At 37.8% G+C, this 25,140-nt stretch carries 20 protein-coding genes and 1 pseudogene; 18 read left to right on the top strand and 3 right to left on the bottom strand.

Going from position 1 to position 25,140, the window contains the following annotated elements; genetic code table 11:
• Nucleotides 1–6 precede the first annotated feature (6 nt).
• The 3 genes from cvfB to QM469_RS01605 all read left to right on the top strand — a co-directional run bounded on the left by cvfB (nucleotide 7) and on the right by QM469_RS01605 (nucleotide 2,226).
• Nucleotides 7–861, top strand: coding sequence for an RNA-binding virulence regulatory protein CvfB (gene cvfB, locus QM469_RS01615; protein ID WP_315638970.1), 855 nt, complete (start codon nucleotides 7–9; stop codon nucleotides 859–861).
• Between the two features lie 8 nt (nucleotides 862–869).
• On the top strand, nucleotides 870–1,085 hold the full coding sequence (locus tag QM469_RS01610) for a YozE family protein (protein ID WP_315638972.1): 216 nt from the start codon (nucleotides 870–872) through the stop codon (nucleotides 1,083–1,085).
• Between the two features lie 154 nt (nucleotides 1,086–1,239).
• The gene (locus tag QM469_RS01605; RefSeq protein ID WP_281335434.1) at nucleotides 1,240–2,226 is read left to right on the top strand and encodes a PhoH family protein; all 987 of its coding nucleotides are present in this window, start codon (nucleotides 1,240–1,242) and stop codon (nucleotides 2,224–2,226) included.
• On the opposite strand, the pseudogene QM469_RS01600 reads toward QM469_RS01605, so the two are convergent.
• Nucleotides 2,192–3,170 (bottom strand): annotated as a pseudogene (locus tag QM469_RS01600) (transposase). The gene QM469_RS01605 and the pseudogene QM469_RS01600 sit on opposite strands and share 35 nt — an antisense overlap.
• 272 nt (nucleotides 3,171–3,442) lie before the next feature.
• On the opposite strand from QM469_RS01600, the gene QM469_RS01595 reads away from it, so the two are divergent.
• Complete coding sequence (locus tag QM469_RS01595; RefSeq protein ID WP_414275933.1) at nucleotides 3,443–9,868, top strand: S8 family peptidase; 6,426 nt, start codon at nucleotides 3,443–3,445, stop codon at nucleotides 9,866–9,868.
• 349 nt (nucleotides 9,869–10,217) lie between these two features.
• On the opposite strand, the gene ald is transcribed toward QM469_RS01595, so the two are convergent.
• Nucleotides 10,218–11,330, bottom strand: a complete 1,113-nt coding sequence (gene ald, locus QM469_RS01590) for an alanine dehydrogenase (protein ID WP_414275932.1) — start codon at nucleotides 11,328–11,330, stop codon at nucleotides 10,218–10,220.
• Between the two features lie 180 nt (nucleotides 11,331–11,510).
• Here ald and QM469_RS01585 point away from each other — a divergent pair, with 180 nt between their 5' ends.
• From QM469_RS01585 to QM469_RS01520, 14 genes are all read left to right on the top strand, one after another.
• Entirely contained in the window at nucleotides 11,511–12,125 is a 615-nt protein-coding gene (locus QM469_RS01585; RefSeq protein ID WP_414275931.1) for a hypothetical protein, read from the top strand.
• A gap of 161 nt (nucleotides 12,126–12,286) precedes the next feature.
• Nucleotides 12,287–12,856: a GNAT family N-acetyltransferase gene (locus QM469_RS01580; protein WP_414275930.1), complete on the top strand. Its 570-nt coding sequence runs from the start codon at nucleotides 12,287–12,289 to the stop codon at nucleotides 12,854–12,856.
• Between the two features lie 67 nt (nucleotides 12,857–12,923).
• A complete protein-coding gene (locus QM469_RS01575; RefSeq protein ID WP_414275929.1) occupies nucleotides 12,924–13,565 on the top strand; it encodes a helix-hairpin-helix domain-containing protein in 642 nt (213 codons plus the stop codon).
• Nucleotides 13,549–15,768: a ComEC/Rec2 family competence protein gene (locus QM469_RS01570; protein WP_414275928.1), complete on the top strand. Its 2,220-nt coding sequence runs from the start codon at nucleotides 13,549–13,551 to the stop codon at nucleotides 15,766–15,768. The genes QM469_RS01575 and QM469_RS01570 overlap by 17 nt, the downstream gene beginning before the upstream one ends.
• A gap of 125 nt (nucleotides 15,769–15,893) precedes the next feature.
• Nucleotides 15,894–17,180 (top strand): peptidase U32 family protein, encoded by a 1,287-nt coding sequence (locus QM469_RS01565; protein WP_000169115.1) that lies wholly within the window; start codon nucleotides 15,894–15,896, stop codon nucleotides 17,178–17,180.
• Nucleotides 17,181–17,193: 13 nt separating this feature from the next.
• Entirely contained in the window at nucleotides 17,194–17,505 is a 312-nt protein-coding gene (locus tag QM469_RS01560) for a CHY zinc finger protein (RefSeq protein WP_414275927.1), read from the top strand.
• A 229-nt stretch (nucleotides 17,506–17,734) separates the two neighbouring features.
• Nucleotides 17,735–17,935, top strand: a complete 201-nt coding sequence (locus QM469_RS01555; RefSeq protein WP_001054552.1) for a F0F1 ATP synthase subunit C — start codon at nucleotides 17,735–17,737, stop codon at nucleotides 17,933–17,935.
• A 34-nt stretch (nucleotides 17,936–17,969) separates the two neighbouring features.
• Nucleotides 17,970–18,683, top strand: coding sequence for a F0F1 ATP synthase subunit A (gene atpB, locus QM469_RS01550; RefSeq protein WP_000392856.1), 714 nt, complete (start codon nucleotides 17,970–17,972; stop codon nucleotides 18,681–18,683).
• A 13-nt stretch (nucleotides 18,684–18,696) separates the two neighbouring features.
• On the top strand, nucleotides 18,697–19,191 hold the full coding sequence (gene atpF / locus QM469_RS01545; protein WP_049529483.1) for a F0F1 ATP synthase subunit B: 495 nt from the start codon (nucleotides 18,697–18,699) through the stop codon (nucleotides 19,189–19,191).
• Nucleotides 19,191–19,727, top strand: a complete 537-nt coding sequence (locus tag QM469_RS01540; RefSeq protein ID WP_049549329.1) for a F0F1 ATP synthase subunit delta — start codon at nucleotides 19,191–19,193, stop codon at nucleotides 19,725–19,727. The genes atpF and QM469_RS01540 overlap by 1 nt, the downstream gene beginning before the upstream one ends.
• A gap of 14 nt (nucleotides 19,728–19,741) precedes the next feature.
• Entirely contained in the window at nucleotides 19,742–21,247 is a 1,506-nt protein-coding gene (gene atpA / locus QM469_RS01535; RefSeq protein WP_000996628.1) for a F0F1 ATP synthase subunit alpha, read from the top strand.
• A gap of 15 nt (nucleotides 21,248–21,262) precedes the next feature.
• Complete coding sequence (locus QM469_RS01530; RefSeq protein WP_045763457.1) at nucleotides 21,263–22,141, top strand: F0F1 ATP synthase subunit gamma; 879 nt, start codon at nucleotides 21,263–21,265, stop codon at nucleotides 22,139–22,141.
• Between the two features lie 81 nt (nucleotides 22,142–22,222).
• Nucleotides 22,223–23,629, top strand: coding sequence for a F0F1 ATP synthase subunit beta (gene atpD / locus QM469_RS01525; protein WP_000094353.1), 1,407 nt, complete (start codon nucleotides 22,223–22,225; stop codon nucleotides 23,627–23,629).
• A gap of 10 nt (nucleotides 23,630–23,639) precedes the next feature.
• Complete coding sequence (locus tag QM469_RS01520) at nucleotides 23,640–24,059, top strand: F0F1 ATP synthase subunit epsilon (protein ID WP_000068038.1); 420 nt, start codon at nucleotides 23,640–23,642, stop codon at nucleotides 24,057–24,059.
• A gap of 43 nt (nucleotides 24,060–24,102) precedes the next feature.
• On the opposite strand, the gene QM469_RS01515 is transcribed toward QM469_RS01520, so the two are convergent.
• Entirely contained in the window at nucleotides 24,103–25,110 is a 1,008-nt protein-coding gene (locus tag QM469_RS01515; RefSeq protein ID WP_414275926.1) for a lactonase family protein, read from the bottom strand.
• Nucleotides 25,111–25,140 lie beyond the last annotated feature (30 nt).

Genomic DNA, 25,140 nt, shown 5'->3' with positions numbered 1-25,140 from the left:
GGAAATATGAATACAAATCTTGCAAGTTTTATCGTTGGACTCATCATCGATGAAAATGACCGTTTTTACTTTGTGCAAAAGGATGGCCAGACCTATGCGCTTGCCAAGGAAGAAGGTCAACATACAGTAGGTGATACGGTTAAAGGTTTTGCTTATACAGATATGAAGCAAAAACTCCGCTTGACGACTCTAGAAGTGACTGCTACTCAGGACCAATTTGGTTGGGGCCGTGTCACAGAAGTTCGTAAGGACTTGGGTGTCTTTGTGGATACAGGCCTACCTGATAAGGAAATCGTAGTGTCACTGGATATCCTACCTGAACTTAAAGAGCTCTGGCCAAAGAAGGGCGATAGGCTCTATATTCGTCTAGAGGTAGATAAGAAGGATCGTATCTGGGGACTCTTAGCCTACCAAGAGGACTTCCAACGACTAGCACGTCCTGCCTACAACAACATGCAAAATCAGAACTGGCCTGCAATCGTTTATCGTCTTAAGTTATCAGGAACTTTTGTCTATCTACCAGAAAACAACATGCTTGGATTTATCCACCCAAGTGAGCGTTACGCAGAGCCACGTTTGGGGCAAGTGTTAGATGTACGTGTTATTGGCTTCCGTGAAGTTGATCGCACACTCAATCTTTCACTAAAACCACGTTCTTTTGAGATGTTGGAAAATGATGCCCAGATGATTTTAACTTACTTGGAAAGCAATGGTGGCTTCATGACCCTGAATGACAAGTCAGCGCCAGATGATATCAAGGCAACCTTTGGTATCTCTAAAGGTCAATTTAAAAAAGCGCTCGGTGGTTTGATGAAAGCTGGCAAAATTAAACAAGACCAGTTTGGTACTGAATTAATTTAGGGAGGCTTATGAGAAAATCATTTTATACTTGGCTCATGACCGAACGCAATCCTAAAAGCAATAGTCCCAAAGCAATTTTAGCGGATTTGGCTTTTGAGGAGTCTACCTTCCCAAAGCATACAGATGATTTCGATAAAGTGAGTCGTTTTTTAGAGGAACATGCTAGTTTTTCTTTTAATATGGGTGACTTCGATCGAATTTGGCAAGAATATCTAGAACATTAAGGCTACTAGATGGGGTTGGGAATAGTAATTTCTCAGCCTCTTTGCTATAATATAGTCATTCAGTTTAACTTTTACTAGGTCCTAATCGACTTTTTAACTACTAAAAGCAAACGAAACATTATATAAAATTAAAAGAGTTAGAGAGGTTCTTTATTTGAAGGAACATTCAATTGACATTCAACTGAGTCATCCAGATGACCTGTTTCATCTTTTTGGTTCCAATGAGCGCCATCTTCGTTTGATGGAAGAAGAGCTCGATGTGGTGATTCATGCTCGTACGGAGATTGTGCAGGTTTTGGGTGAAGAGCCTGCTTGTGAGGAAGCCCGCCAAGTTATCCAAGCCTTGATGGTCTTGGTCAATCGTGGAATGACTGTTGGAACTCCGGATGTGGTGACAGCCATTACAATGGTTAAGAATAATGAAATCGATAAGTTTGTCGCCCTTTATGAAGAAGAAATTATCAAGGATAATACAGGTAAGCCCATCCGTGTTAAGACCCTGGGTCAAAAGCTTTATGTGGATAGTGTCAAGCAACACGATGTGACCTTTGGTATTGGGCCGGCAGGAACAGGTAAGACCTTCTTAGCAGTGACTTTGGCCGTAACAGCCCTCAAGCGTGGACAAGTCAAGCGAATCATACTGACACGTCCAGCAGTAGAAGCAGGAGAGAGCCTAGGATTTCTACCTGGTGATTTGAAAGAAAAGGTAGATCCTTATCTTCGTCCAGTTTATGATGCCTTGTACCAGATTCTTGGGAAGGATCAAACAACCCGTCTCATGGAACGTGAAATTATTGAGATTGCACCCCTTGCTTACATGCGTGGACGAACCTTGGATGATGCCTTTGTCATTCTCGATGAGGCGCAAAATACGACCATCATGCAGATGAAGATGTTCTTGACACGCCTTGGATTTAATTCTAAGATGATTGTCAATGGGGATATTAGTCAGATTGACCTACCGCGTAATGTAAAGTCTGGTTTGATTGATGCCCAAGAAAAACTCAAGAACATTCATCAGATTGACTTTGTTCATTTCTCAGCCAAGGATGTGGTTCGCCATCCAGTCGTTGCTCAGATTATTAGAGCCTATGAACCTCTACCTGTCAAAGCTGAAGAAAGTGAAGAAGAAACAGAATAAAGAGAAAGGTTGGGCAAAAACTAGCTCTCCAATAAAACCACACAGTGATTTCAGTCTTGAATACAATCAAGCTGAAAGAAACACTGTGTGGTTTTTGAATAGGTGGACGTTTTAGATGCTAGATGCTTTGCTAATTTGGTGTGATTCATGCTCATGAAGATGAATGCTATCTCTATTGAGACGGCTTGTTTGCCTCTGACATGCACTCTGCGCACGCCGAAAACTACCAAAAATGGGTTCAACATCAATTTTCCGTTTGGCGTAAATTTGAGAGCCTTCTTCACTATGTAATGTTTGCGTAAGGAGTTCCTTAAAGCAATTCCAAGTTGGATTATAATGGATTTGTTTCTGATTCCCACTATCTGTTTTAGCCAACTGTTCTAACTCAGGAGTGTCTTGAACTTTATCCGCCTCATAAATCTTGAAATCACGTTGAAAATCATACTTATCGGTTTGACTAGAGTAGTTCTTAAAGGAATAAACTAGGTCGTCGGGATTTATAAACTGGTCCGTGTCCTCAAGATATTCCCAGTTCATTGGCGTATCTGTGCTCGTTTAGTACTTTTTAGTCAATTTTGATTAGGTTGTTGGCATGTTTACTGGAGCGGAAGTTATTAATCGTTTTATAGCTAACATAGGTATCTTGGCTCAACCATTTCATGGGAATGACTTCTTCGTTCATTTGAACGATTTTACGTCCAAAGAACACTTGACGACCATAAGCGAATATGGTCATCTTCATGAGCATGGTTGGATGAAAGGCAGGGCGGCCAGTGTGAGAGGTCTATTTCAGTAATACTTGACTAAGGGATATTGTCAACAAATGGGCTAATCATTCTCGCTTCGTGACTTAGTGGAATATCGTAGGCAAGATTCACCTCCAAACTTAACTGAGTTTTTGGTGGTTTTAGTAGTGGTTCAACTTCATTCCTACTATTCTTGATGGTGCGAATGTGCTTATAATGTATTCCAGTTAACCACGAAAGCTTTGGACTCCACAAAATTAATACGCATTAATAAAAAAATTAACCTGTATTAATTTTTTCTTGACTTAACTTTTTTTAATTGATATACTATTTTTCAGAGAGCTAACAATTATATATAAATGTACTACTCTATTTCCTAGATAATACTTAGTAAAACTTTTTATAACAAAGGCTAGCAAAGTTAAAGTTTTCTATCTATCGGAAGTTAAATAAATATGTAAGGAATTAAAATGAAAAAAAGTACAGTATTGTCACTAACTGCAGCTGCAGTTATTTTAGCAGCATATGTCCCTAATGAGGTAGTCTTAGCAGACACATCTAGCTCTGAAGATGCTTTAAATATCTCTGATACAGAAAAAGTAGTAGATAAACAAAAAGAAAACAAAGAAAAACTTGAAGATGTTCATAATGCTATAGAAACTTCAAAGGATACTGAAGAAAAGAAAACAACAGTTATTGAGGAAAAAGAAGTTGTTAGTAAGGAATCTGTGATAGACAATAAAACTAACAACGAAAAAGCAACAATCAAAGAAGATTCCAATCAATCCCAAGGAGATAAAGCGGACTCGTCTGCAAGTAAAGACCCAGAAAGTCCCAAAAAAGAGGATAAACTTGTCTATATTGCTGAATTTAAAGATAAAGCATCTGGAGAAAAAACAATCAAGGAATTATCCAATCTTAAGGATACAAAAGTTTTATATACTTATGATACGGTTTTTAATGGTGTTGCAATAGAAACAACTCCAGATAATCTGGACAAAATTAAACTAATAGAAGGTATATCATCGGTTGAACGATCACAAAAAGTCCAGCCAATGATGAATCATGCTAGAAAAGAAATTGGAGTTGAAGAGGCAATCGATTACCTAAAATCTATCAATGCACCATTTGGGAAAAACTTTGATGGCAGAGGTATGGTCATTTCAAATATCGATACCGGGACAGATTATAGGCATAAGGCCATGAGGATTGATGATGATGCTAAAGGATCAATGAGATTCAAAAAAGAAGACTTAAAAGGTACTGATAAAAATTTCTGGTTGAGTGATAAAATCCCTCATGCGTTCAATTATTATAATGGTGGTAAAATCACTGTAGAAAAAGCTGATGATGGAAGCGATTATTTTGATCCACATGGAATGCATATTGCAGGAATTCTTGCGGGAAATGATACTGAAAAAGATATTAAAAACTTTAACGGAATAGATGGAATTGCTCCTAATGCACAGATCTTCTCTTATAAAATGTACTCTGACGCAGGATCTGGCTTCGCAGGAGATGAAACAATGTTTCATGCTATTGAAGATTCGATCAAACACAATGTCGATGTTGTTTCAGTATCATCTGGCTTTACAGGAACAGGTCTTGTAGGTGAGAAATATTGGGAAGCTATTAGAGCGTTAAGAAAAGCAGGCATTCCAATGGTTGTAGCTACGGGTAACTATGCGACTTCTGCTTCAAGTTCTTCATGGGATTTAGTAGCAAATAATAATCTGAAAATGACCGACACTGGAAATGTAACACGAACTGCAGCACATGAAGATGCGATAGCGGTCGCTTCTGCTAAAAATCAGACAGTTGAGTTTGATAAAGTTAACATAGGTGGAGAAAGTTTTAAATACAGAAATATAGGGGCCTTTTTCGATAAGAATAAAATCACAACAAATGAAGATGGTTCAAAAGCTCCTAGTAAATTGAAATTTGTATATATAGGCAAAGGTCAAGACCAAGATTTGATAGGATTGGATCTTAAGGGCAAAATTGCAGTAATGGATCGAATTTATACCAAGGATTTAAAGAATGCTTTTAAACGAGCGACGGATAAGGGCGCACGCGCCATTATGGTTGTAAATACTGTAAATTACTACAATAGAGATAATTGGACAGAGCATCCAGCCATGGGATATGAAGCGGATGAAGGAACTACTAGTCAAGTATTTTCAATTTCAGGAGATGATGGTGTAAAGCTATGGAACATGATTAACCCTGATAAAAAAACTGAAGTCAAAAGAAATAATAAGGAAGATTTCAAAGATAAATTGGAGCAATACTATCCAATTGATATGGAAAGCTATAATTCCAATAAACCGAATGTAGGTGACGAAAAAGAGATTGACTTTAAGTTTGCACCTGACACAGACAAAGAATTGTATAAAGAAGATGTCATAGTTCCAGCAGGATCCACATCTTGGGGACCGAGAACAGATTTGCTTTTAAAACCTGATGTCTCAGCACCAGGTAAAAATATTAAATCTACTCTCAATGTCATTAATGGGAAATCAACTTATGGTTATATGTCAGGGACTAGTATGGCAACTCCAATCGTAGCAGCTTCTACTGTTTTGATTAGACCCAAGTTAAAGGAAATGCTTGAAAGACCTGCCTTGAAAAATCTTAAGGGAGATGACAAAATAGACCTTACAAGTCTTACAAAAATTGCCCTACAAAATACTGCACGTCCTATGATGGATGCAACGTCTTGGAAAGAAAAAAGTCAATACTTTGCATCACCTAGACAACAGGGAGCAGGTCTAATTAATGTTGCCAATGCTTTGAGAAATGAAGTTGTAGCGACTTTCAAAAACACAGATTCTAAAGGTTTGGTAAACTCTTATGGTTCTGTTTCTCTTAAAGAAATAAAAGGAGATAAAAAATACTTTACAATTAAGCTTCACAATACATCAAATAGACCTTTAACCTTTAAAGCTTCAGCATCAGCGGTAACTACAGATGCTCTAACTGATAGACTCAAACTGGATGAAACATACAAAGATGAAAAATCTCCAGATGGTAAGCAAATTGTTCCAGAAATCCACCCAGAAAAAATCAAAGGAGCAAATATCACATTTGAGCATGACACTTTTACTATAGCCCCAAATTCTAGCTTTGATTTAAATGCGGTTATAAACGTTGGGGAGGCTAAAAATAAAAATAAATTTGTAGAATCATTTATTCATTTTGAGTCAGTGGAAGAAATGGAAGCTTTAAACTCCAATGGTAAGAAAACAAATTTCCAACCTTCTTTATCGATGCCTTTAATGGGATTTGCTGGGGATTGGAATAAGGAACCAATCCTTGATAAATGGGCCTGGGAAGAAGGTTCAAAATCAAAAACAATGGAAGGTTATGATGATGATGGTAAACCAAAAATTCCAGGAACCTTAAATAAGGGAATTGGTGGAGAACATGGTATAGATAAATTTAATCCAGCAGGAGTTATACAAAATAGAAAAGATAAAAATACAACATCCCTAGATCAAAATCCAGAATTATTTGCTTTCAATAACGAAGGGATCAACGCACCATCATCAAGTGGTTCTAATATTGCTAAAATTTATCCCTTAGATTCAAATGGAAATCCTCAAGATGCTCAACTTGAGAGAGGATTAACACCTTCTCCACTTGTATTAAGAAGTGCAGAAGAAGGATTGATTTCAATAGTAAATACAAATAAAGAGGGAGAAAATCAAATTGACTTAAAAGTCATTTCGAGAGAACACTTTATTAAAGGAATTTTAAACTCTAAGAGAAATGATGCAAAGGGAATCAAATCTTCTAAGCTAAAAGTTTGGGGTGACTTGAAATGGGATGGACTCATTTATAATCCTAGAGGTAGAGAAGAAAATGCACCAGAAAGCAAGGATAGCAAAGATCCTGCTACTAAGATAAGAGGTCAATTTGAACCAATTGCAGAAGGTCAATATTTCTATAAATTTAAATATAGATTAACCAAGGATTACCCATGGCAGGTTTCCTATATTCCTGTGAAAATTGATAACACAGCCCCTAAGATTGTTTCGGTTGATTTTTCAAATCCAGAAAAAATTAAGCTAATCACAAAGGATACTTATCATAAGGTAAAAGATCAGTATAAGAATGAAACGCTATTTGCGAGAGATCAAAAAGAACATCCTGAAAAATTTGACGAGATTGCAAACGAAGTTTGGTATGCTGGCGCCGCTCTTGTTAATGAAGACGGAGAGGTTGAGAAAAATCTTGAAGTAACTTATGCAGGTGAGGGTCAAGGACGAAATAGGAAACTTGACAAAGACGGAAATACCATTTATGAAATTAATGGTGCAGGAGATTTAAGAGGAAAAATCATTGAAGTCATTGCATTAGATGGTTCTAGCAATTTCACAAAGATTCATAGAATTAAATTTGCTGATCATGCTGATGAAAAGGGGATGATTTCCTATTATCTAGTAGATCCTGATCAAGATTCATCTAAATACCAAAAGCTTGGAGAAATTCCTGAATCTAAATTTAAGAATTTAAAAAGTGTTAAAGATGATAGCCTAAACAAAGAGACAACTGAAGTAGAACATCATCAAGAAAATGAAGAATCTATAGAAGAAAAATCTAGCTTGACTATTCATAAAACGATTTCAACAATTAGAGAGTTTGAAAGTAAAGACTTGAAAAAACTCATTAAAAAGAAATTTAGAGAAGTTGATGACTTTACAAGTGAAACTGGTAAGAGGACAGAAGAATACGATTATAAATACGATGATAAGGGAAATATCATTGCTTATGACGATGGTAGCGCCTTACAATATGAAACTGAAAAACTTGACGAAATCAAATCAAAAATTTATGGTGTTCTAAGCCCGTCTAAAGATGGACACTTTGAAATTCTTGGAAAGATAAGTAATGTTTCTAAAAATGCCAAGGTATATTATGGTAATAAATATAAATCGATAGAAATCAAAACGACCAAGTATGATTCCCACTCAAAAACGATGACATTTGATTTATACGCTAATATTAATGATATTGTGGATGGATTAGCTTTTTCAGGAGATATGAGATTCTTTGTGAAAGATGATGATCAGATAAAAGCTGAAACTAAAATTAGAATGCCTGAAAAAAATAAGGAAACTAAAACAGAATATCCCTATGCATCAAGTTATGGGAATGTAATAGAATTAGGAGAAGGAGATCTTTCAAAAAACAAACCAAATAATTTAACGGAAATGGAATCTGGTAAAATCTATTCTGATTCAGAAAAACAACAATATCTACTAAAGGATAATATCATTCTGAGAAAAGGCTATGCACTAAAAGTGACTACCTATAATCCTGGAAAAACGGATATGTTAGAAGGAAATGGAGTCTATAGCAAGGAAGATATAGCAAAAATCCAAAAGGCCAATCCTAATCTAAGAGTCCTTTCAGAAAAAATAATTTATGCTGATAGTAGAAATGTTGAAGATGGAAGAAGTACTCAATCAGTATTAATGTCGGCTTTGGACGGCTTTAACATTGTAAGGTATCAAGTGTTTACCTTTAAAATGAATGATAAAGGGGAAGCAATCGATAAAGATGGAAATCTGGTGACAGATCCTTCTAAACTTGTATTATTTGGTAAGGATGGTAAAGAGTACACAGGAGAGGATAAGTCCAATGTAGAAGCTATAAAAGAAGATGGCTCTACGTTATTTATTGATGCAAAACCAGTAAATCTTTCAATGGACAAGAACTACTTTAATCCATCTAAATCTAATAAAATTTATGTACGAAATCCAGAATTTTATTTAAGAGGTAAGATTTCTGATAAGGGTGGTTTTAACTGGGAGTTGAGAGTTAATGAATCGGTTGTAGATAATTATTTAATCTACGGAGATTTACACATTGATAACACTAGAGATTTTAACATTAAGCTTAATGTTAAAGACGGTGACATCATGGACTGGGGAATGAAAGACTATAAAGCAAACGGATTCCCAGATAAGGTAACAGATATGGATGGAAATGTTTATCTTCAAACTGGCTATAGCGATTTGAATGCGAAAGCGGTTGGAGTACACTATCAATTTTTATATGATAATGTTAAACCAGAAGTAAACATTGATCCTAAGGGAAATACTGGTATTGAATATGCTGACGGAAAATCTGTTGTCTTTAACATCATTGATAAAAGAAATAATGGATTCGATGGTGAGATTCAAGACAAACATATTTATGTAAATGGAAAAGAATACAAATCATTTGATGATATTAAACAACTAACAGATAAGACACTAAACATTAAGATTGTTGTAAAAGATTTTGCAAGAAATACGACCGTAAAAGAATTCATTTTAAACAAAGATACGGGAGAGGTGAGCGAATTAAAACCTCATACGGTGACTGTGACCATTCAAAATGGAAAAGAAATGAGTTCTAAGATAGTGTCGGAAGAAGATTTCATTTTACCTGTCTATAAGGGGGAATTAGAAAAAGGCTATCAATTTGATGGCTGGGAAATTTCTGGTGTCGAAGGGAAAAAAGATGCTGGTTATGTTCTTAATCTATCAAAAGATACCCTTATAAAACCTGTATTCAAGAAAATAGAGGAGAAAAAGGAGGAGGAAAATAAACCTACTTTTGATGTATCCAAAAAGAAAGAAAAAACACAATCTGCTTCAACTAATGATGTCAACAGTATTGTTCCTGATAAAAATGATAAAAACTTTGAAATTAAGAAGGAAGTTTATCTTAATGAACAAGACAGCATAGCTAATAAACATACCAACATCAATAGTAAATCAACTATTAACAATGATAGGTTGCCAAAAACCGGAACAGCAAGTGGAGCCCAGACACTATTAGCTGCCGGAATAATGTTTATAGTAGGAGCTTTTCTTGGATTGAAGAAAAAAGATCAAGATTAGGACAAAAGCTATAGAAATATGGTTTGTTTACTGAGATTAGATAGTGTGGTGATGAAATAATTTTGTGAAAATAGCCATCTATAACTCAATTATTTAGTTTACTTTACTATTGATACCCTTTTTGGATCTATTAATAGACTTAGTTTCGATAACTAATGAATTGATTGAAAGGATTAATATTGACAAATAGTGATCACATTGATTAGAAACTAGAGTCTATCAAAATTTAAATTATAAAGCATGACATCAGAAAACGAGCATCTCCAAGAACGGAAATGCTCGTTTTTGAGATTTAGAAGCTAGTTTTCACGTAGCATTCTATTTTTGTAGTTTTAATTTGTAAATCATTTTAGACAAGTTCACTGATTGAAGTGAAGTCACGTTCCAAGCCTTCTGCAACAGGCTGGCTGGTGAGGCATCCTTGATAGGTTGTCACACCTTCAAGCAAGCCTGCGTCTTCTAGGATAGCTTTCTTAAATCCTTTTCCTGCCAAGGCTTCGATATATGGAAGAGTCACATTTGTAAGGGCGATCGTAGATGTGCGAGCAACTGCTCCAGGAATGTTAGCAACGGCATAGTGAAGAACACCGTGTTTTTCATAGACTGGTTCATCGTGAGTTGTCACACGGTCAGCTGTTGCGATAACTCCACCTTGGTCAACAGCAACGTCTACGATGACAGAACCAGGACGCATTTGTTGTACCATTTCATCTGTTACTAATTTTGGTGCTTTAGCACCAGGAATCAAGACAGCACCGATAACAACGTCTGCTTCACGTACACTTGCTTCGATATTAAATGGATTAGACATGAGTGTTTGGATTTGGTGACCAAAGACATCTTCTAGGACAGAGAGGCGTTTAGCACTGATATCAAGAATGGTTACTTGAGCTCCCAAACCAAGAGCTATGCGAGCTGCGTGTGTACCAACGACACCACCACCGATAATGGTTACTTTTCCTTTAGGAACACCAGGAACACCACCGAGTAGAACTCCTGAACCGCCAGCTTGTTTCGTCAAGAAGTGGGCTCCGATTTGGACTGCCATACGACCTGCAACCTCACTCATTGGAACCAATAGAGGGAGTTGTCCTTGAGTATCACGGACTGTCTCATAAGCAACACCAGTTGTTTTAGCTGCAAGCATAGCATCAGCCAATTCTGGGGCAGCTGCCATGTGCAAGTAGGTGAAGAGAAGTAAATCGTCACGCAAGAACTGGTACTCACTAGCAAGGGGTTCCTTGACTTTTACAACTAACTCTGCAGCCCATGCTTCAGCAGCAGTTGCGACAATTTCTGCTCCTTGCTTTTCATAGTCAGCATCAGCAAAGCCAGATCCAAGACCAGCATTTGTTTCGATGAGGACTCGGTGACCACGACCAACAAGACTCTGTACACCAGCAGGTGTCAAAGCAACACGATTTTCATTATTTTTAATTTCCTTTGGAATTCCAATTAGCATAGAGATAACTCACTTTCTATTAAGCTGTTTCGATTTATGTATCACATCATTCTTCAGAGTTTTTGTGATGACTTTATTGTATATGAAACCGTTTTAAAAGGCAAGAGAAATTATTGATTTGTATTGTATTTTTTGTTAAGCTTTTAGAAAATAAACTTAATTTAGTGAGGGACAAGCTGCGTGATTATTTATGAAGATGCCAATATAGATTCTTCTCTTATTCACTTTACATCCGCATTTAATATCTATGCGAGACGTTGGGAGATTATTGGTGACTATAGAAGAAGGGAGGAGTATTTACAGTATTTGATTTCGCAATTATATGATTATTCAACTAAAAATAAATTCAATCTATATTTAGTATTAGGAGATGATTGCTTTAATGATAATACTAGAATATCCCAATATTATAAACTTTGGAAATTGCTAAAAAAGCAACACCTAGAAGTTAGAAATTCAATTTATTCTGATGAGATTATGATTACGAAAAATCATAAAGTGAAATTTTTTGGTGGAATTCAAATATTAGGTAGAGAGTCTGTTCCAGATATTGTTTCAATCTTGCTAGCAAAACAAACGGCTCATTTATTATTGTTGCCAGAGGGACTTAAAGTTACAACTTTTTTACAGTTAGGTTTTTCAAATATAATAGCTGAAAATAGTGAGTATATCGAGAATATGGTTGGTAGTGGTGGAATAGTTTTATTTCGTGAAGGTTATTTTGACGATAGGAACACAGGCTTTATAGTTTTTGGAAGATTACCCTTAATTATTAAAGATTTATTTGGAAAATAGGTAACAATAATTGGAAGTTTATGAGTGAAACTATGAGAGTAACATTTTTATAATGAGAAAATATCTTTGAAAGAAGTGTTTTTTCATTGTTCACATGAAAAACTTGTAAACCTATTTCTTTTATGTTATTCTTTTAGCAACCTATTTTGGGAGGTGTAATCATGGAATCACTATTTATCAAACTAGCCAAGCATCAAATTATCGAAACAGAACGTTTAGTTCTTAGACCTGTAACACTTGATGATGCAGAAGCCATGTTTGAATATGCTTCAAACCAGGAAAATACACGCTATACTTTTCCAACCAATCAAAGTCTAGAGGAAACCAAGAATAATATTGCCCAGTTTTATCTAGCCAATCCATTGGGCCGATGGGGAATTGAACTAAAAAGTACTGGAGAGTTTATCGGAACTATTGACCTGCACAAGATGGATACTGTTCTCAAGAAGGCAGCCATTGGTTACATTATCAATCAAAAATATTGGAATCAAGGCTTGACAACTGAAGCCAATCGTGCCGTGATTGAACTAGCTTTTGAAAAGATTGGAATGAATAAGTTAGACGCTTTTCATGATAAGGATAATCCCGCATCAGGAAAGGTTATGGAGAAATCAGGCATGCGCTTTTCTCACGAAGAACCTTATGCTAGAATGGATAAAAATGAACCTGGAAGATTCGTAACAGATGTCCATTATGTCTTAACCAAGGAAGATTATTTTGCAAATAAGTAAGCAGTTGAAAAGATTTTTCAGCTGTTTTTTTTCTTTCTCTTACGAATAAGCTAAGAGAGGAGAAAATATGGAAGAACTTATTGAGAAAATCAAAGAATATAAAATCATTGTTATCTGTGCTAGTTTGGGTTTGGTCTTAGCTGGATTTTTTCTCCTAAAACCAGTCACTCAAACACCTGCTAAAGAAACAAAGGTGCAAACAGAAGTTACAACTGTTCCAAAGGATTCGACGGATGAAAAGGAAGATGGAAATCAGAAGGAAGAAGTAGTGGAGCAAGATCTAATTACTGTCGATGTCAAAGGTGCTGTCAAAACACCAGGGATTTATGATTTGCCAGTTGGAAGTCGTATCAATGATGCTGTCCAGAAAGCTGGTGGATTGACAGATAATGCCGATAGTAAGTCTATCAATCTTGCCCAGAGAATTAGTGACGAAGCACTTGTCTATGTTCCAACTAAGGGAGAAGATACTAGTCAAGCAACACAATCAAATGCTTCCAACACCAAAGAAAACAAGAAAGTCAATCTCAATAAAGCCAGTTTAGAGGAACTGAAACAAGTCAAAGGCTTAGGTGCTAAACGTGCTCAGGATATCATCGACCATCGTGATTCCAACGGTAAGTTTAAGTCAGTTGATGAGCTCAAAAAGGTTTCTGGTATTGGTGCAAAAACGATAGAAAAGTTAAAAGAATATGTTACAGTGGATTAGTCGCTTTCCTTTCCCAAAAATCTATCTCAGTTTTCTTTTGCTATGGCTCTACTATGCAATCTTTTCTGCAAGCTTTCTAGCACTTTTTGGCTTTGTCTTTTTACTAGTCTGCCTCTTTTTCCAATTTCCATGGAAAACTGTGACCAAGGTCCTCTTGATTTGCAGCATATTTGGGAGTTGGTTTATTTTTCAAAGATGGCAGCAAGAAGAAGCCAATCGGAATCTTGTAGACACGGTTGATACAGTGCGAATATTACCGGATACCATCAAGGTAAATGGAGATAGCTTATCTTTTCGTGGCAAGGCTGAGGGCAGACTCTTTCAGGTCTATTATAAACTCCAGTCAGAAGCTGAAAAAGAAAAATTTCAGCAGTTGTCTGATCTGCATGAAATGGTTGTAAAAGGTAAGCTAGCTAGTCCACAAGGAGTCAGTAATTTTGCGGGATTTGATTATCGGAACTATCTCAAAACTCAAGGAATTTATCAGACCTTGACTATATCAGAAATTGTGGAATTAAAGCAAATTTCCAGTTGGGATATTGGAGAAAATCTATCAAGTTTGCGGAGAAAAGCAGTTGTCTGGATAAAAAGGAGTTTTCCCGATCCCATGCGCAATTATATGACCGGTCTTTTATTGGGGCATTTGGACACAGATTTTGAGGAAATGAATGAACTTTATTCCAGCCTAGGGATTATTCATCTTTTTGCTTTGTCTGGAATGCAGGTCGGATTTTTCATGGATGCTTTCAAGAAGTTACTTCTGCGTTTGGGTTTGACGCAAGAGAAGTTCAAATGGCTAACTTATCCCTTTTCTTTGTTTTATGCAGGCTTGACAGGATTTTCAGCTTCAGTTATTCGTAGTCTTCTACAAAAGCTATTGGCTCAGCATGGCTTTAAGTCACTGGATAATTTTGCTTTAACGATTCTTATTCTATTTTTAATCATACCGAACTTTTTCTTAACTGCTGGGGGAGTTCTTTCCTGTGCGTATGCCTTTATTCTGACAATGACTGGTGAGGAAGTAGCAGGGATAAAAGGTTTGATTAGAGAGAGTTGTATTATTTCCTTGGGAATTCTGCCAATTTTATCTTTTTACTTTTCTGAATTTCAACCGTGGTCCATTCTTTTGACCTTTGCTTTTTCATTATTATTTGATATGGTTCTGTTACCACTCTTATCGATTCTCTTCTGTCTGTCATTTATATATCCCATCACCCAGTTCAACTTTCTATTTGAATGGCTAGAAAACATCATACGATATATTTCTCAGCTATCTACGAGACCTCTTGTTTTTGGTCAGCCGAGTCTTTGGATTTTAATCCTTCTTTTGATTACTTTAGCTCTCATCTACGACTATCGAAAGAATGTGAAAAAAATATCTATACTTGTTATAGTTGCCATCTCACTCTTTTTAGTAACCAAGCATCCACTAGAAAATGAAATCACAGTCCTAGATATGGAACAGGGACGAAGCATTTTCCTAAGAGACATGACAGGAAAGACCATACTACTGGATGTTGGTGAAAAGCTAGCAGTTGAAAAGAAAGAAGTCTGGCAGGAGAAAGCTATTACCAGCAATGCCAAACGTAGTTTAATTCCTTATCTGAAAAGTCGAGGAGTGGCCAAGATTGATCAGCTGGTTTTAACGACTAGTGATACTAAGCAGTTAGATCATGTGTTAGAAATCAGTAAAGCTTTCCAGCTTAGAGAAATTCTAGTAACTGAAGAAACTCTATCACAGAGAGAATTCATGGATAAGTTGAAGGAAAGCAAAGTCAAGATAGTTGCCATCAAAACTGGACAGCAGTTACCTATTTTTGGGAGTAATTTGGAAGTAATCGTAACTCAAAATAAGGATAAAAGTGATTCAATTACAATGTATGGAAAGTTACTAAACCAAACCTTTCTAGTTACTGGAAATACAGAGGAAAAGTTCTTGACGAGTCATTATCCAAAACTCCAAGCAGATGTTGTGATAACTCATCAGCAAGTATCGAAGAAAAAGACAGATGGTGAGGTCTTCAAAACTTTACAAGCTAAAATCACAGTCATTTCAATAGACAAGAAAAAATCATTTAAACTTAAAAATGGGGAGAATAACCAAGAAGATAAAGAACTTGAGAATTTGGTATTAAAAACTGATAAAAAGGGTGCTATACGTTTTAAAGGCTGGACTACTTGGAATGTTGAAACTGTTCAATAATGTTTTCAGAGACAACTAAACATTAAAATTGTCTAAACAATCATTCAAGGCTTGATTTTGAATCCTGTTTACTATAAAATAGTTAAGATTGGTGTCAAACTTTTATATTGCAAATAGGAGAAAAAATGACAAAAACTTTGAAACGTCCTGAGGTTCTATCACCTGCAGGAACTCTTGAAAAACTAAAAGTAGCTGTTCAATACGGAGCAGATGCTGTCTTTATCGGTGGTCAGGCCTATGGTCTACGTAGCCGTGCTGGTAACTTCACTTTCGAACAAATGGAAGAAGGAGTTCAGTTCGCGGCTAAGTATGGAGCTAAGGTATATGTGGCTGCTAATATGGTTATGCACGAAGGAAATGAAGAAGGTGCCGGAGAATGGTTCCGTAAGTTGCGTGATATTGGAATTGCAGCTGTTATCGTTTCTGACCCTGCCTTAATCATGATTGCAGCAACAGAAGCACCAGGACTTGAAATTCACCTTTCAACACAAGCTAGTGCGACCAACTATGAAACTCTTGAATTCTGGAAAGAACTTGGATTGACTCGCGTTGTTTTGGCGCGTGAGGTTTCTATGGAAGAATTGGCAGAAATTCGCAAACGTACAGACGTAGAGATTGAAGCCTTCGTACATGGTGCGATGTGTATTTCATACTCTGGTCGTTGTACCCTTTCGAACCATATGAGTATGCGTGACGCCAACCGTGGTGGATGTTCACAATCTTGCCGTTGGAAATATGACCTTTACGATATGCCATTTGGTAAAGAACGTAAGAGTCTCAAGGGAGAAATTCCTGAAGAATTTTCAATGTCAGCTGTTGATATGTCTATGATTGACCATATCCCAGATATGATTGAAAATGGTGTGGATAGTTTGAAGATTGAAGGTCGTATGAAGTCTATCCACTATGTTTCAACGGTGACAAACTGCTACAAGGCTGCGGTTGATGCCTACCTTGAAAGTCCTGAAAAGTTTGAAGCTATCAAGCAAGACTTGATTGATGAAATGTGGAAGGTTGCCCAACGTGAATTGGCTACAGGTTTCTACTACGGGACACCATCTGAAAATGAACAATTGTTTGGTGCTCGTCGTAAGATTCCAGAATACAAGTTTGTTGCTGAAGTAGTAGCTTATGATGATGCAACACAAACAGCAACTATTCGCCAACGTAACGTTATCAACGAAGGAGACCAAGTTGAGTTTTATGGCCCAGGTTTCCGCCATTTTGAAACTTATATCGAAGACCTTCACGATGCCAAAGGTAATAAGATTGACCGTGCACCAAATCCAATGGAACTTTTAACCATCAAGGTTCCACAACCAGTACAAGCAGGTGATATGGTCCGTGCTTTGAAAGAAGGCTTGATCAATCTTTACAAAGAAGATGGAACCAGCGTCACAGTTCGTGCATAGATAAGGAAAGTCAATGGTTCAAGCTCATGGATTACTAGTAGATAATGAAAGCAGATGTGTTCATTACCATAGTGATAAAGATATCGTAGCGCTCCAGTGTTATGAGTGTCAGAAATACTATGCCTGTTATCAGTGTCACAATGCGCTAGAGGAGCACACATTTTCTCCCTACCCTTTAAGACTTAAAGAGAATAAACCTATCTTATGTGGTTCCTGTAAGAAGATACTAACTTATGAGGAATACACAGAGAAAGGCAGCTGTCCTTATTGTAAAGCTACATTTAATCCAGCTTGCCAGAGTCACCATTCTTATTATTTTAAATAAGAAACGATAAATCCAGGTTGTAAAACTTGGATTTTTGTTTTCAGAAAAATAGGAAAGATAAGGAAAATAACCTGAAAAGACATTAAAATTTTCTATATAATTGTCTTGAAAATCATAAAAATAGAAATAAATGATTAGAAACGCTTTCAATGCTAGTAAAGAGTTGACAAAAGCAAATTTTAGGACTAAACTAGGGAAGTAAATTTAATTTAAAAAAGGAGAATTCGTCATGAATTTAACATTTTTCGGTCTATGTCTTGCCTGTATGGGTGTATCTCTTGCAGAAGGATTTTTGATGAACGGTTTGTTCAAATCTGCAGCACGCCAACCAGATATCATCCCTCAATTGCGTAGTTTGATGATCATGGGGATTGCCTTTATCGAAGGAACATTCTTTGTAACTCTCGTATTTTCATTTATCATCAAATAAAGAGAAGTATAAAATGGAAAAGGGAGGATTCTAGATGGAAGAAAGTATCAATCCAACCATCAATATTGGTCCTGTTACCTTTGATTTAACCTTGACAGCATTGACTTTGTTGTCTGTGGCACTTATTTTTGGCTTTATCTATTGGGCAAGTCGCAATATGACTGTAAAACCCAAAGGAAAGCAAAATGTACTCGAGTATCTCTATGACTTTGTTGTCGGATTTACAGAACCTAACGTAGGTTCACGGTACATGAAAGATTACTCACTCTTTTACTTGTGTTTATTTCTTTTTATGGTTATCGCAAATAATCTTGGTTTGATGGCGAAACTTCAAACTACAGATGGGACAAACCTTTGGACATCGCCAACAGCAAATCTCCAGTTTGACTTGGCCTTGTCATTCGGAATTATCCTGATGACCCATATTGAAGGAATTCGTCGTCGCGGTGTTAAAAAATATCTAAAAGGTTTTGTAACCCCAGGTTTCATGACACCGATGAATCTCCTTGAAGAAGTCACGAATTTCCTATCACTTGCTTTGCGGGTGTTCGGGAATATCTTTGCCGGAGAAGTGATGGCAAGCTTGCTGATTACTCTCTCTCATCAGGCACTTTATTGGTATCCAGTCGCATTTGTTACCAATCTTGTCTGGACGGCATTTTCTGTGTTTATTTCCTGTGTTCAGGCTTATGTATTCACAGTCTTGTCTTCTATGTATCTAGGAAATAAAATTAATGATGAAGAGTAGAAAGGAGTAAATGATGCACGTAACAGTAGGTGAATTGATTGGTAACTTTATTTTAATTGCTGGCTCTTTTATCCTTTTGATCGTCTTAGTCAAAAAATACGCATGGTCAAACTTGACAAGTGTCTTCGAAGAACGCGCTGAAAAGATTGCTGCTGATATTGATGGTGCTGAACAAGCTCGTCAAAAAGCAGAAACTCTTGCTCAAAAGCGTGAAGATGAATTAGCAGGTAGCCGAAGCGAAGCTAAAACTATCATCGAGAATGCCAAGGAGACAGCTGAAAAGAGCAAATCAGATATTCTAGCTGAAGCTAAGCTAGAAGCTGGTCGCTTGAAAGAAAAAGCTAACCAAGAAATTGCGCAAAACAAAGCTGAGGCTTTACAAAGCGTTAAAGGTGAGGTAGCAGATTTGACAGTTAGTCTAGCTGGAAAAATTATCTCACAAAACCTTGACGGTCATGCCCATAAAGAACTCATTGATCAGTATATCGATCAGCTAGGAGAAGCTTAATGGACAAAAAGACAGTAAAGGTAATTGAAAAATACAGCATGCCTTTTGTCCAATTGGTGATTGAAAAAGGAGAAGAAGATTCTATCTTCTCAGACTTGACCCAGATTAAGCAAGTCGCTGAAGAAACAGACTTGCCTTCTTTTTTGGCTCAGGTAGATGTTGATGAGTCTGACAAGGAAAAAACAGTCAGTTATTTCCAAGATTCTGCATCGCCATTATTACAAAACTTCATTCAAGTTCTGTTGTACAATCATCGATCAAATCTTTTTTATGATGTGATTGTAGATTGTTTAAACCGTCTTGAGAGAGAAACGAATCGTTTTGAAGTAACGATTATGTCTGCTCATCCTTTAACGGATGAACAAAAAGAACGTTTGCTTCCAATTATCGAGAAAAAGATGTCTTTAAAAGTGCGCAGCATTAAAGAAGAAATCGACGATAGTTTAATCGGTGGTTTTGTCATTATCGCCAATCACAAGACAATTGATGTTAGTATTAAACAACAACTTAAAGTTGTTAAGGAAAATTTGAAATAGAAAGTGGTGTTCTTTTGGCAATTAACGCACAAGAAATCAGCGCTTTAATTAAGCAACAAATTGAAAATTTCAAACCCAATTTTGATGTGACTGAAACTGGTGTTGTAACCTACATCGGTGACGGAATTGCGCGTGCTCATGGCCTTGAAAATGCCATGAGTGGAGAGTTGTTGATCTTTGAAAACGGCTCTTATGGTATGGCGCAAAACTTAGAATCAACAGATGTTGGTATTATCATCCTTGGAGACTTTACAGATATCCGCGAAGGCGACACCATTCGTCGTACAGGGAAAATCATGGAAGTTCCAGTTGGTGATAGCTTGATTGGACGTGTCGTGGATCCACTTGGTCGTCCAGTAGATGGGCTTGGTCCAATCGACACAAACAAGACTCGTCCAGTTGAAGCACCAGCACCTGGGGTAATGCAACGTAAATCAGTATCAGAACCATTGCAAACTGGTTTGAAAGCTATTGATGCCCTTGTTCCAATCGGTCGTGGACAACGTGAGTTGATTATCGGTGACCGTCAAACAGGGAAAACTACCATCGCTATCGATGCAATCTTGAACCAAAAAGGTCAAGATATGATTTGTATCTATGTAGCGATTGGTCAAAAAGAATCAACAGTTCGTACACAAGTAGAAACACTTCGCCAGTACGGAGCCTTGGATTACACAATCGTTGTGACAGCGTCAGCTTCACAACCTTCACCATTGCTTTTCCTTGCACCTTATGCAGGGGTTGCTATGGCTGAAGAATTTATGTACCAAGGTAAGCATGTCTTGATCGTTTATGATGACTTATCTAAACAAGCGGTAGCTTATCGTGAACTTTCTCTCTTGCTCCGTCGCCCACCAGGTCGTGAAGCCTTCCCAGGGGATGTCTTCTACCTTCACAGTCGTCTACTTGAGCGTTCTGCTAAAGTTTCTGATGAACTAGGTGGTGGATCTATCACAGCTCTTCCATTTATTGAGACACAAGCAGGAGATATCTCAGCCTATATCGCCACAAACGTAATCTCTATTACGGATGGACAAATCTTCCTTGGCGATGGACTCTTTAACGCAGGTATCCGTCCAGCTATTGATGCGGGTTCTTCCGTATCTCGTGTTGGTGGTTCTGCTCAGATTAAAGCCATGAAGAAAGTTGCTGGTACACTCCGTATCGACCTTGCTTCATACCGTGAGTTGGAAGCCTTCACTAAATTTGGTTCTGACTTGGATGCGGCTACTCAGGCTAAATTGAACCGTGGTCGTCGTACTGTAGAAGTATTAAAACAACCTGTTCACAAACCATTACCTGTTGAGAAACAAGTTACTATTCTCTATGCTTTAACCCATGGTTTCTTGGATACAATTCCTGTAGACGATATCGTTCGTTTCGAAGAAGAGTTCCATATGTTCTTTGATGCTCAACATCCTGAAATTTTGGAGACCATTCGTGAAACAAAAGACTTGCCAGATGAAGCAGTCTTGGATGCTGCGATTACTGAGTTTCTCAATCAATCAAGCTTCCAATAAGAATAGAGGTGTCAGATGGCAGTATCTCTAAATGATATTAAAACAAAAATCGCCTCAACAAAAAATACTAGTCAAATCACTAACGCAATGCAGATGGTTTCTGCAGCTAAGTTAGGTCGTTCTGAAGAAGCGGCTCGTAACTTCCAAGTTTATGCACAAAAAGTACGTAAACTGGTTACAGATATCCTTCACGGAGATGGCGCTGGTGGATCAACTAACCCTATGTTGATCAGTCGCCCCGTCAAAAAAACAGGCTATATCGTCATTACATCTGACCGTGGTCTTGTTGGAGGATATAATTCTTCAATCTTAAAAGCTGTCATGGAAATCCAGCAAGAATACCATCCTTCAGGCGATGATTTTGAAGTCATCTGTATTGGTGGTATGGGAGCAGATTTCTTCAAATCACGCGGTATTCAGCCAATCTATGAATTGCGTGGACTTGCAAGTCAACCAAGCTTTGATGAAGTTCGTAAGATTATCACAAAAACGATTGAAATGTATCAAAATGAACTTTTTGATGAGCTCTACGTTTGCTACAACCACCACGTGAATACATTGACAAGTCAAATGCGTGTAGAACAGATGCTTCCAATCGTGGACTTGGATCCAAATGAAGCAGATGATAACTATAGCTTGACCTTTGACCTTGAAACAAGTCGTGAAGAAATCTTGGATCAATTGCTACCACAGTTTGCAGAAAGTATGATTTATGGTGCTATTATTGATGCCAAGACAGCTGAAAATGCTGCAGGTATGACAGCCATGCAAACAGCGACTGATAATGCAAAAAAAGTGATTAATGATTTGACAATCCAGTATAACCGTGCCAGACAGGCGGCGATTACACAAGAAATCACAGAAATCGTGGCAGGAGCTAGCGCTTTAGAATAAAGCCATCCTGCTCATATCAATGAACTTAGGACCTAGCAAAACTAGGAACCGACAGTATCTTATATAGAATAGGAGAAGGAGATGAGTTCAGGTAAAATTGCTCAGGTTATCGGACCCGTTGTAGACGTTTTGTTTGCAGCAGGTGAAAAACTACCTGAGATTAACAATGCACTTGTCGTCTACAAAAATGACGAAAAGAAAACAAAAATCGTCCTTGAAGTAGCCTTAGAGTTGGGAGATGGTATGATTCGTACCATCGCCATGGAATCAACAGATGGTTTGACTCGTGGAATGGAAGTATTGGACACAGGTCGTCCAATCTCTGTACCAGTAGGTAAAGAAACCTTGGGACGTGTCTTCAACGTTTTGGGAGATACCATTGACTTGGAAGCTCCTTTTGGAGAAGACGCAGAACGCCAGCCAATTCATAAAAAAGCACCTACTTTTGATGAGTTGTCTACCTCTTCAGAAATCCTCGAAACAGGGATTAAGGTTATCGACCTTCTTGCCCCGTATCTTAAAGGTGGTAAGGTCGGGCTCTTCGGTGGTGCCGGAGTTGGTAAGACAGTCTTGATCCAAGAATTGATTCACAACATTGCCCAAGAACACGGTGGTATCTCAGTATTTACTGGTGTTGGGGAACGTACTCGTGAAGGGAACGACCTATATTGGGAAATGAAAGAATCAGGCGTTATCGAAAAAACAGCCATGGTATTTGGTCAGATGAATGAACCACCAGGAGCACGTATGCGTGTTGCCCTTACTGGTTTGACAATCGCTGAATACTTCCGTGATGTAGAAGGCCAAGACGTTCTTCTCTTCATTGACAACATCTTCCGTTTCACACAAGCTGGTTCAGAAGTATCTGCCCTTTTGGGTCGTATGCCATCAGCCGTTGGTTACCAACCAACCCTCGCAACAGAAATGGGTCAATTGCAAGAACGTATCACTTCAACTAAGAAAGGTTCTGTAACCTCTATCCAGGCTATCTACGTGCCAGCGGATGACTATACTGACCCAGCGCCAGCAACAGCCTTCGCTCACTTGGATTCAACTACCAACTTGGAACGTAAATTGGTTCAATTGGGTATCTACCCAGCCGTTGACCCACTTGCTTCAAGTTCACGTGCCTTGGCACCTGAAATCGTTGGAGAAGAACACTACGCAGTTGCGGCTGAGGTCAAACGTGTTCTTCAACGTTACCATGAGTTGCAAGATATCATTGCCATCCTTGGTATGGATGAACTTTCTGATGAAGAAAAGACTTTGGTTGCTCGTGCCCGTCGTATTCAGTTCTTCCTTTCACAAAACTTCAACGTTGCGGAACAATTTACTGGTCAACCAGGTTCTTATGTTCCAGTAGCGGAAACAGTTCGTGGATTTAAGGAAATTCTTGACGGAAAACACGATCATCTCCCAGAAGATGCCTTCCGTGGAGTAGGTTCAATCGAAGATGTTATTGCTAAGGCTGAAAAAATGGGATTTTAAGAGGTGATCTATGGCTCAGTTAACTGTCCAGATCGTGACACCAGATGGCCTCGTCTATGATCACCATGCCAGCTTTGTATCGGTTCGAACTCTGGATGGTGAGATGGGGATCTTGCCACGACATCAAAATATGATTGCGGTATTAGCAGTTGATGAAGTTAAAGTTAAACGAGTTGATGATGATTCTCATGTCAACTGGATAGCAGTAAACGGAGGAATCATTGAGATTGCTAATGATGTCATTACCATTATTGCAGACTCAGCTGAGCGTGCTCGTGATATCGATATTAGCCGTGCAGAACGTGCCAAACTTCGTGCAGAACGTGAAATCGAAGAAGCACAAGACAAACACTTGATTGACCAAGAGCGTCGTGCTAAGATTGCATTACAACGTGCTATTAACCGAATCAATGTCGGAAATAAACTATAAAAAAATGAACTTGATTCTCAAATCAAGTTCATTTTTTTATAGTTTAAAATGTAACGCAAACTGCTTCGGGAACGTGGAAATCATTGGAAAGTTCTGCAAGACGACCAGTCTCTGGATTACGTTTAAAGACAGTTGCATTATCAGAATCCTGGTGAACAGCGATAAGAAATTCTTGATCTGGTGAGAGAATAAAGTCTCGAGGAGTTTTCCCGTTTGTAGGAACGAATTCCAACAATTCTAAACTACCATCAGCGAGAATAGTGTAAACTACAATAGAATCGTGACCACGGTTTGATGCGTACAGGTATTTTCCATCTTGTGAGAGACGAATAGCAGCAGTTCCATTAAAGTCATTAAATCCTTCAGGAAGAGTAGAAATAACTTGCATTTTTTCAAATGCACCAACACCATCATAAATCAATACTTCAATTGTACTATTGAGTTCACAGATGAGATAAGCAATCTTGTAGTGGTTGTGAAAAACAAGGTGACGTGCACCAGCACCAGGACTACAATTGTAGGTAGTTAGCTTATTTAGTTTTCCTTCTGGATTGACATCATAAGTAGTAACCTCATCAGTACCTAAGTCGCAAGTGACTAAATACTGATCTGGTGTTAAATCTGTAAAGTGTACATGTGGAGAAGCTTGATTTTCATGAGGACCATGACCGCTATGCTGAACTGTATCAGCCAATTCTAGACTACCATCTTCTTTACGTTTGTAGACAAGAATTTGGCCTTTGTGGTAATTTGCACCATAAACTAGGCTACGTTTCTCATCAACTGCAACATAACAGTGAGGAGCGCCTTCTGTCACAACATGGTTTAGCAAAGTACCATCAGTTTGATAGGCAGCAATTCCACCTTGTCCATCTTTGCTACCGACAGTGTAGAGGTGATTTTCTTGATCAAATGCAAGATAGGTAGGACTTGGCTCAGCCGCAAATAGTTTAAGATTGGATAGTTTCCCAGTTTCTGTATCAAAATCAGCTTGATAAATCCCTTGGGATAAACGACGTGTGTAAGTTCCGAAATAAATTGTTTCAATCATAGCTATACCTCTAAATAAAGATGTTTCTAT

Origin of the sequence: Streptococcus infantis, from assembly GCF_047464215.1 — a bacterium.
GTDB classification, from domain to species: domain Bacteria; phylum Bacillota; class Bacilli; order Lactobacillales; family Streptococcaceae; genus Streptococcus; species Streptococcus infantis_P.
Note: the sequence above shows the minus strand (reverse complement) of the source record. Positions and strands in the feature narration are given on the sequence as shown.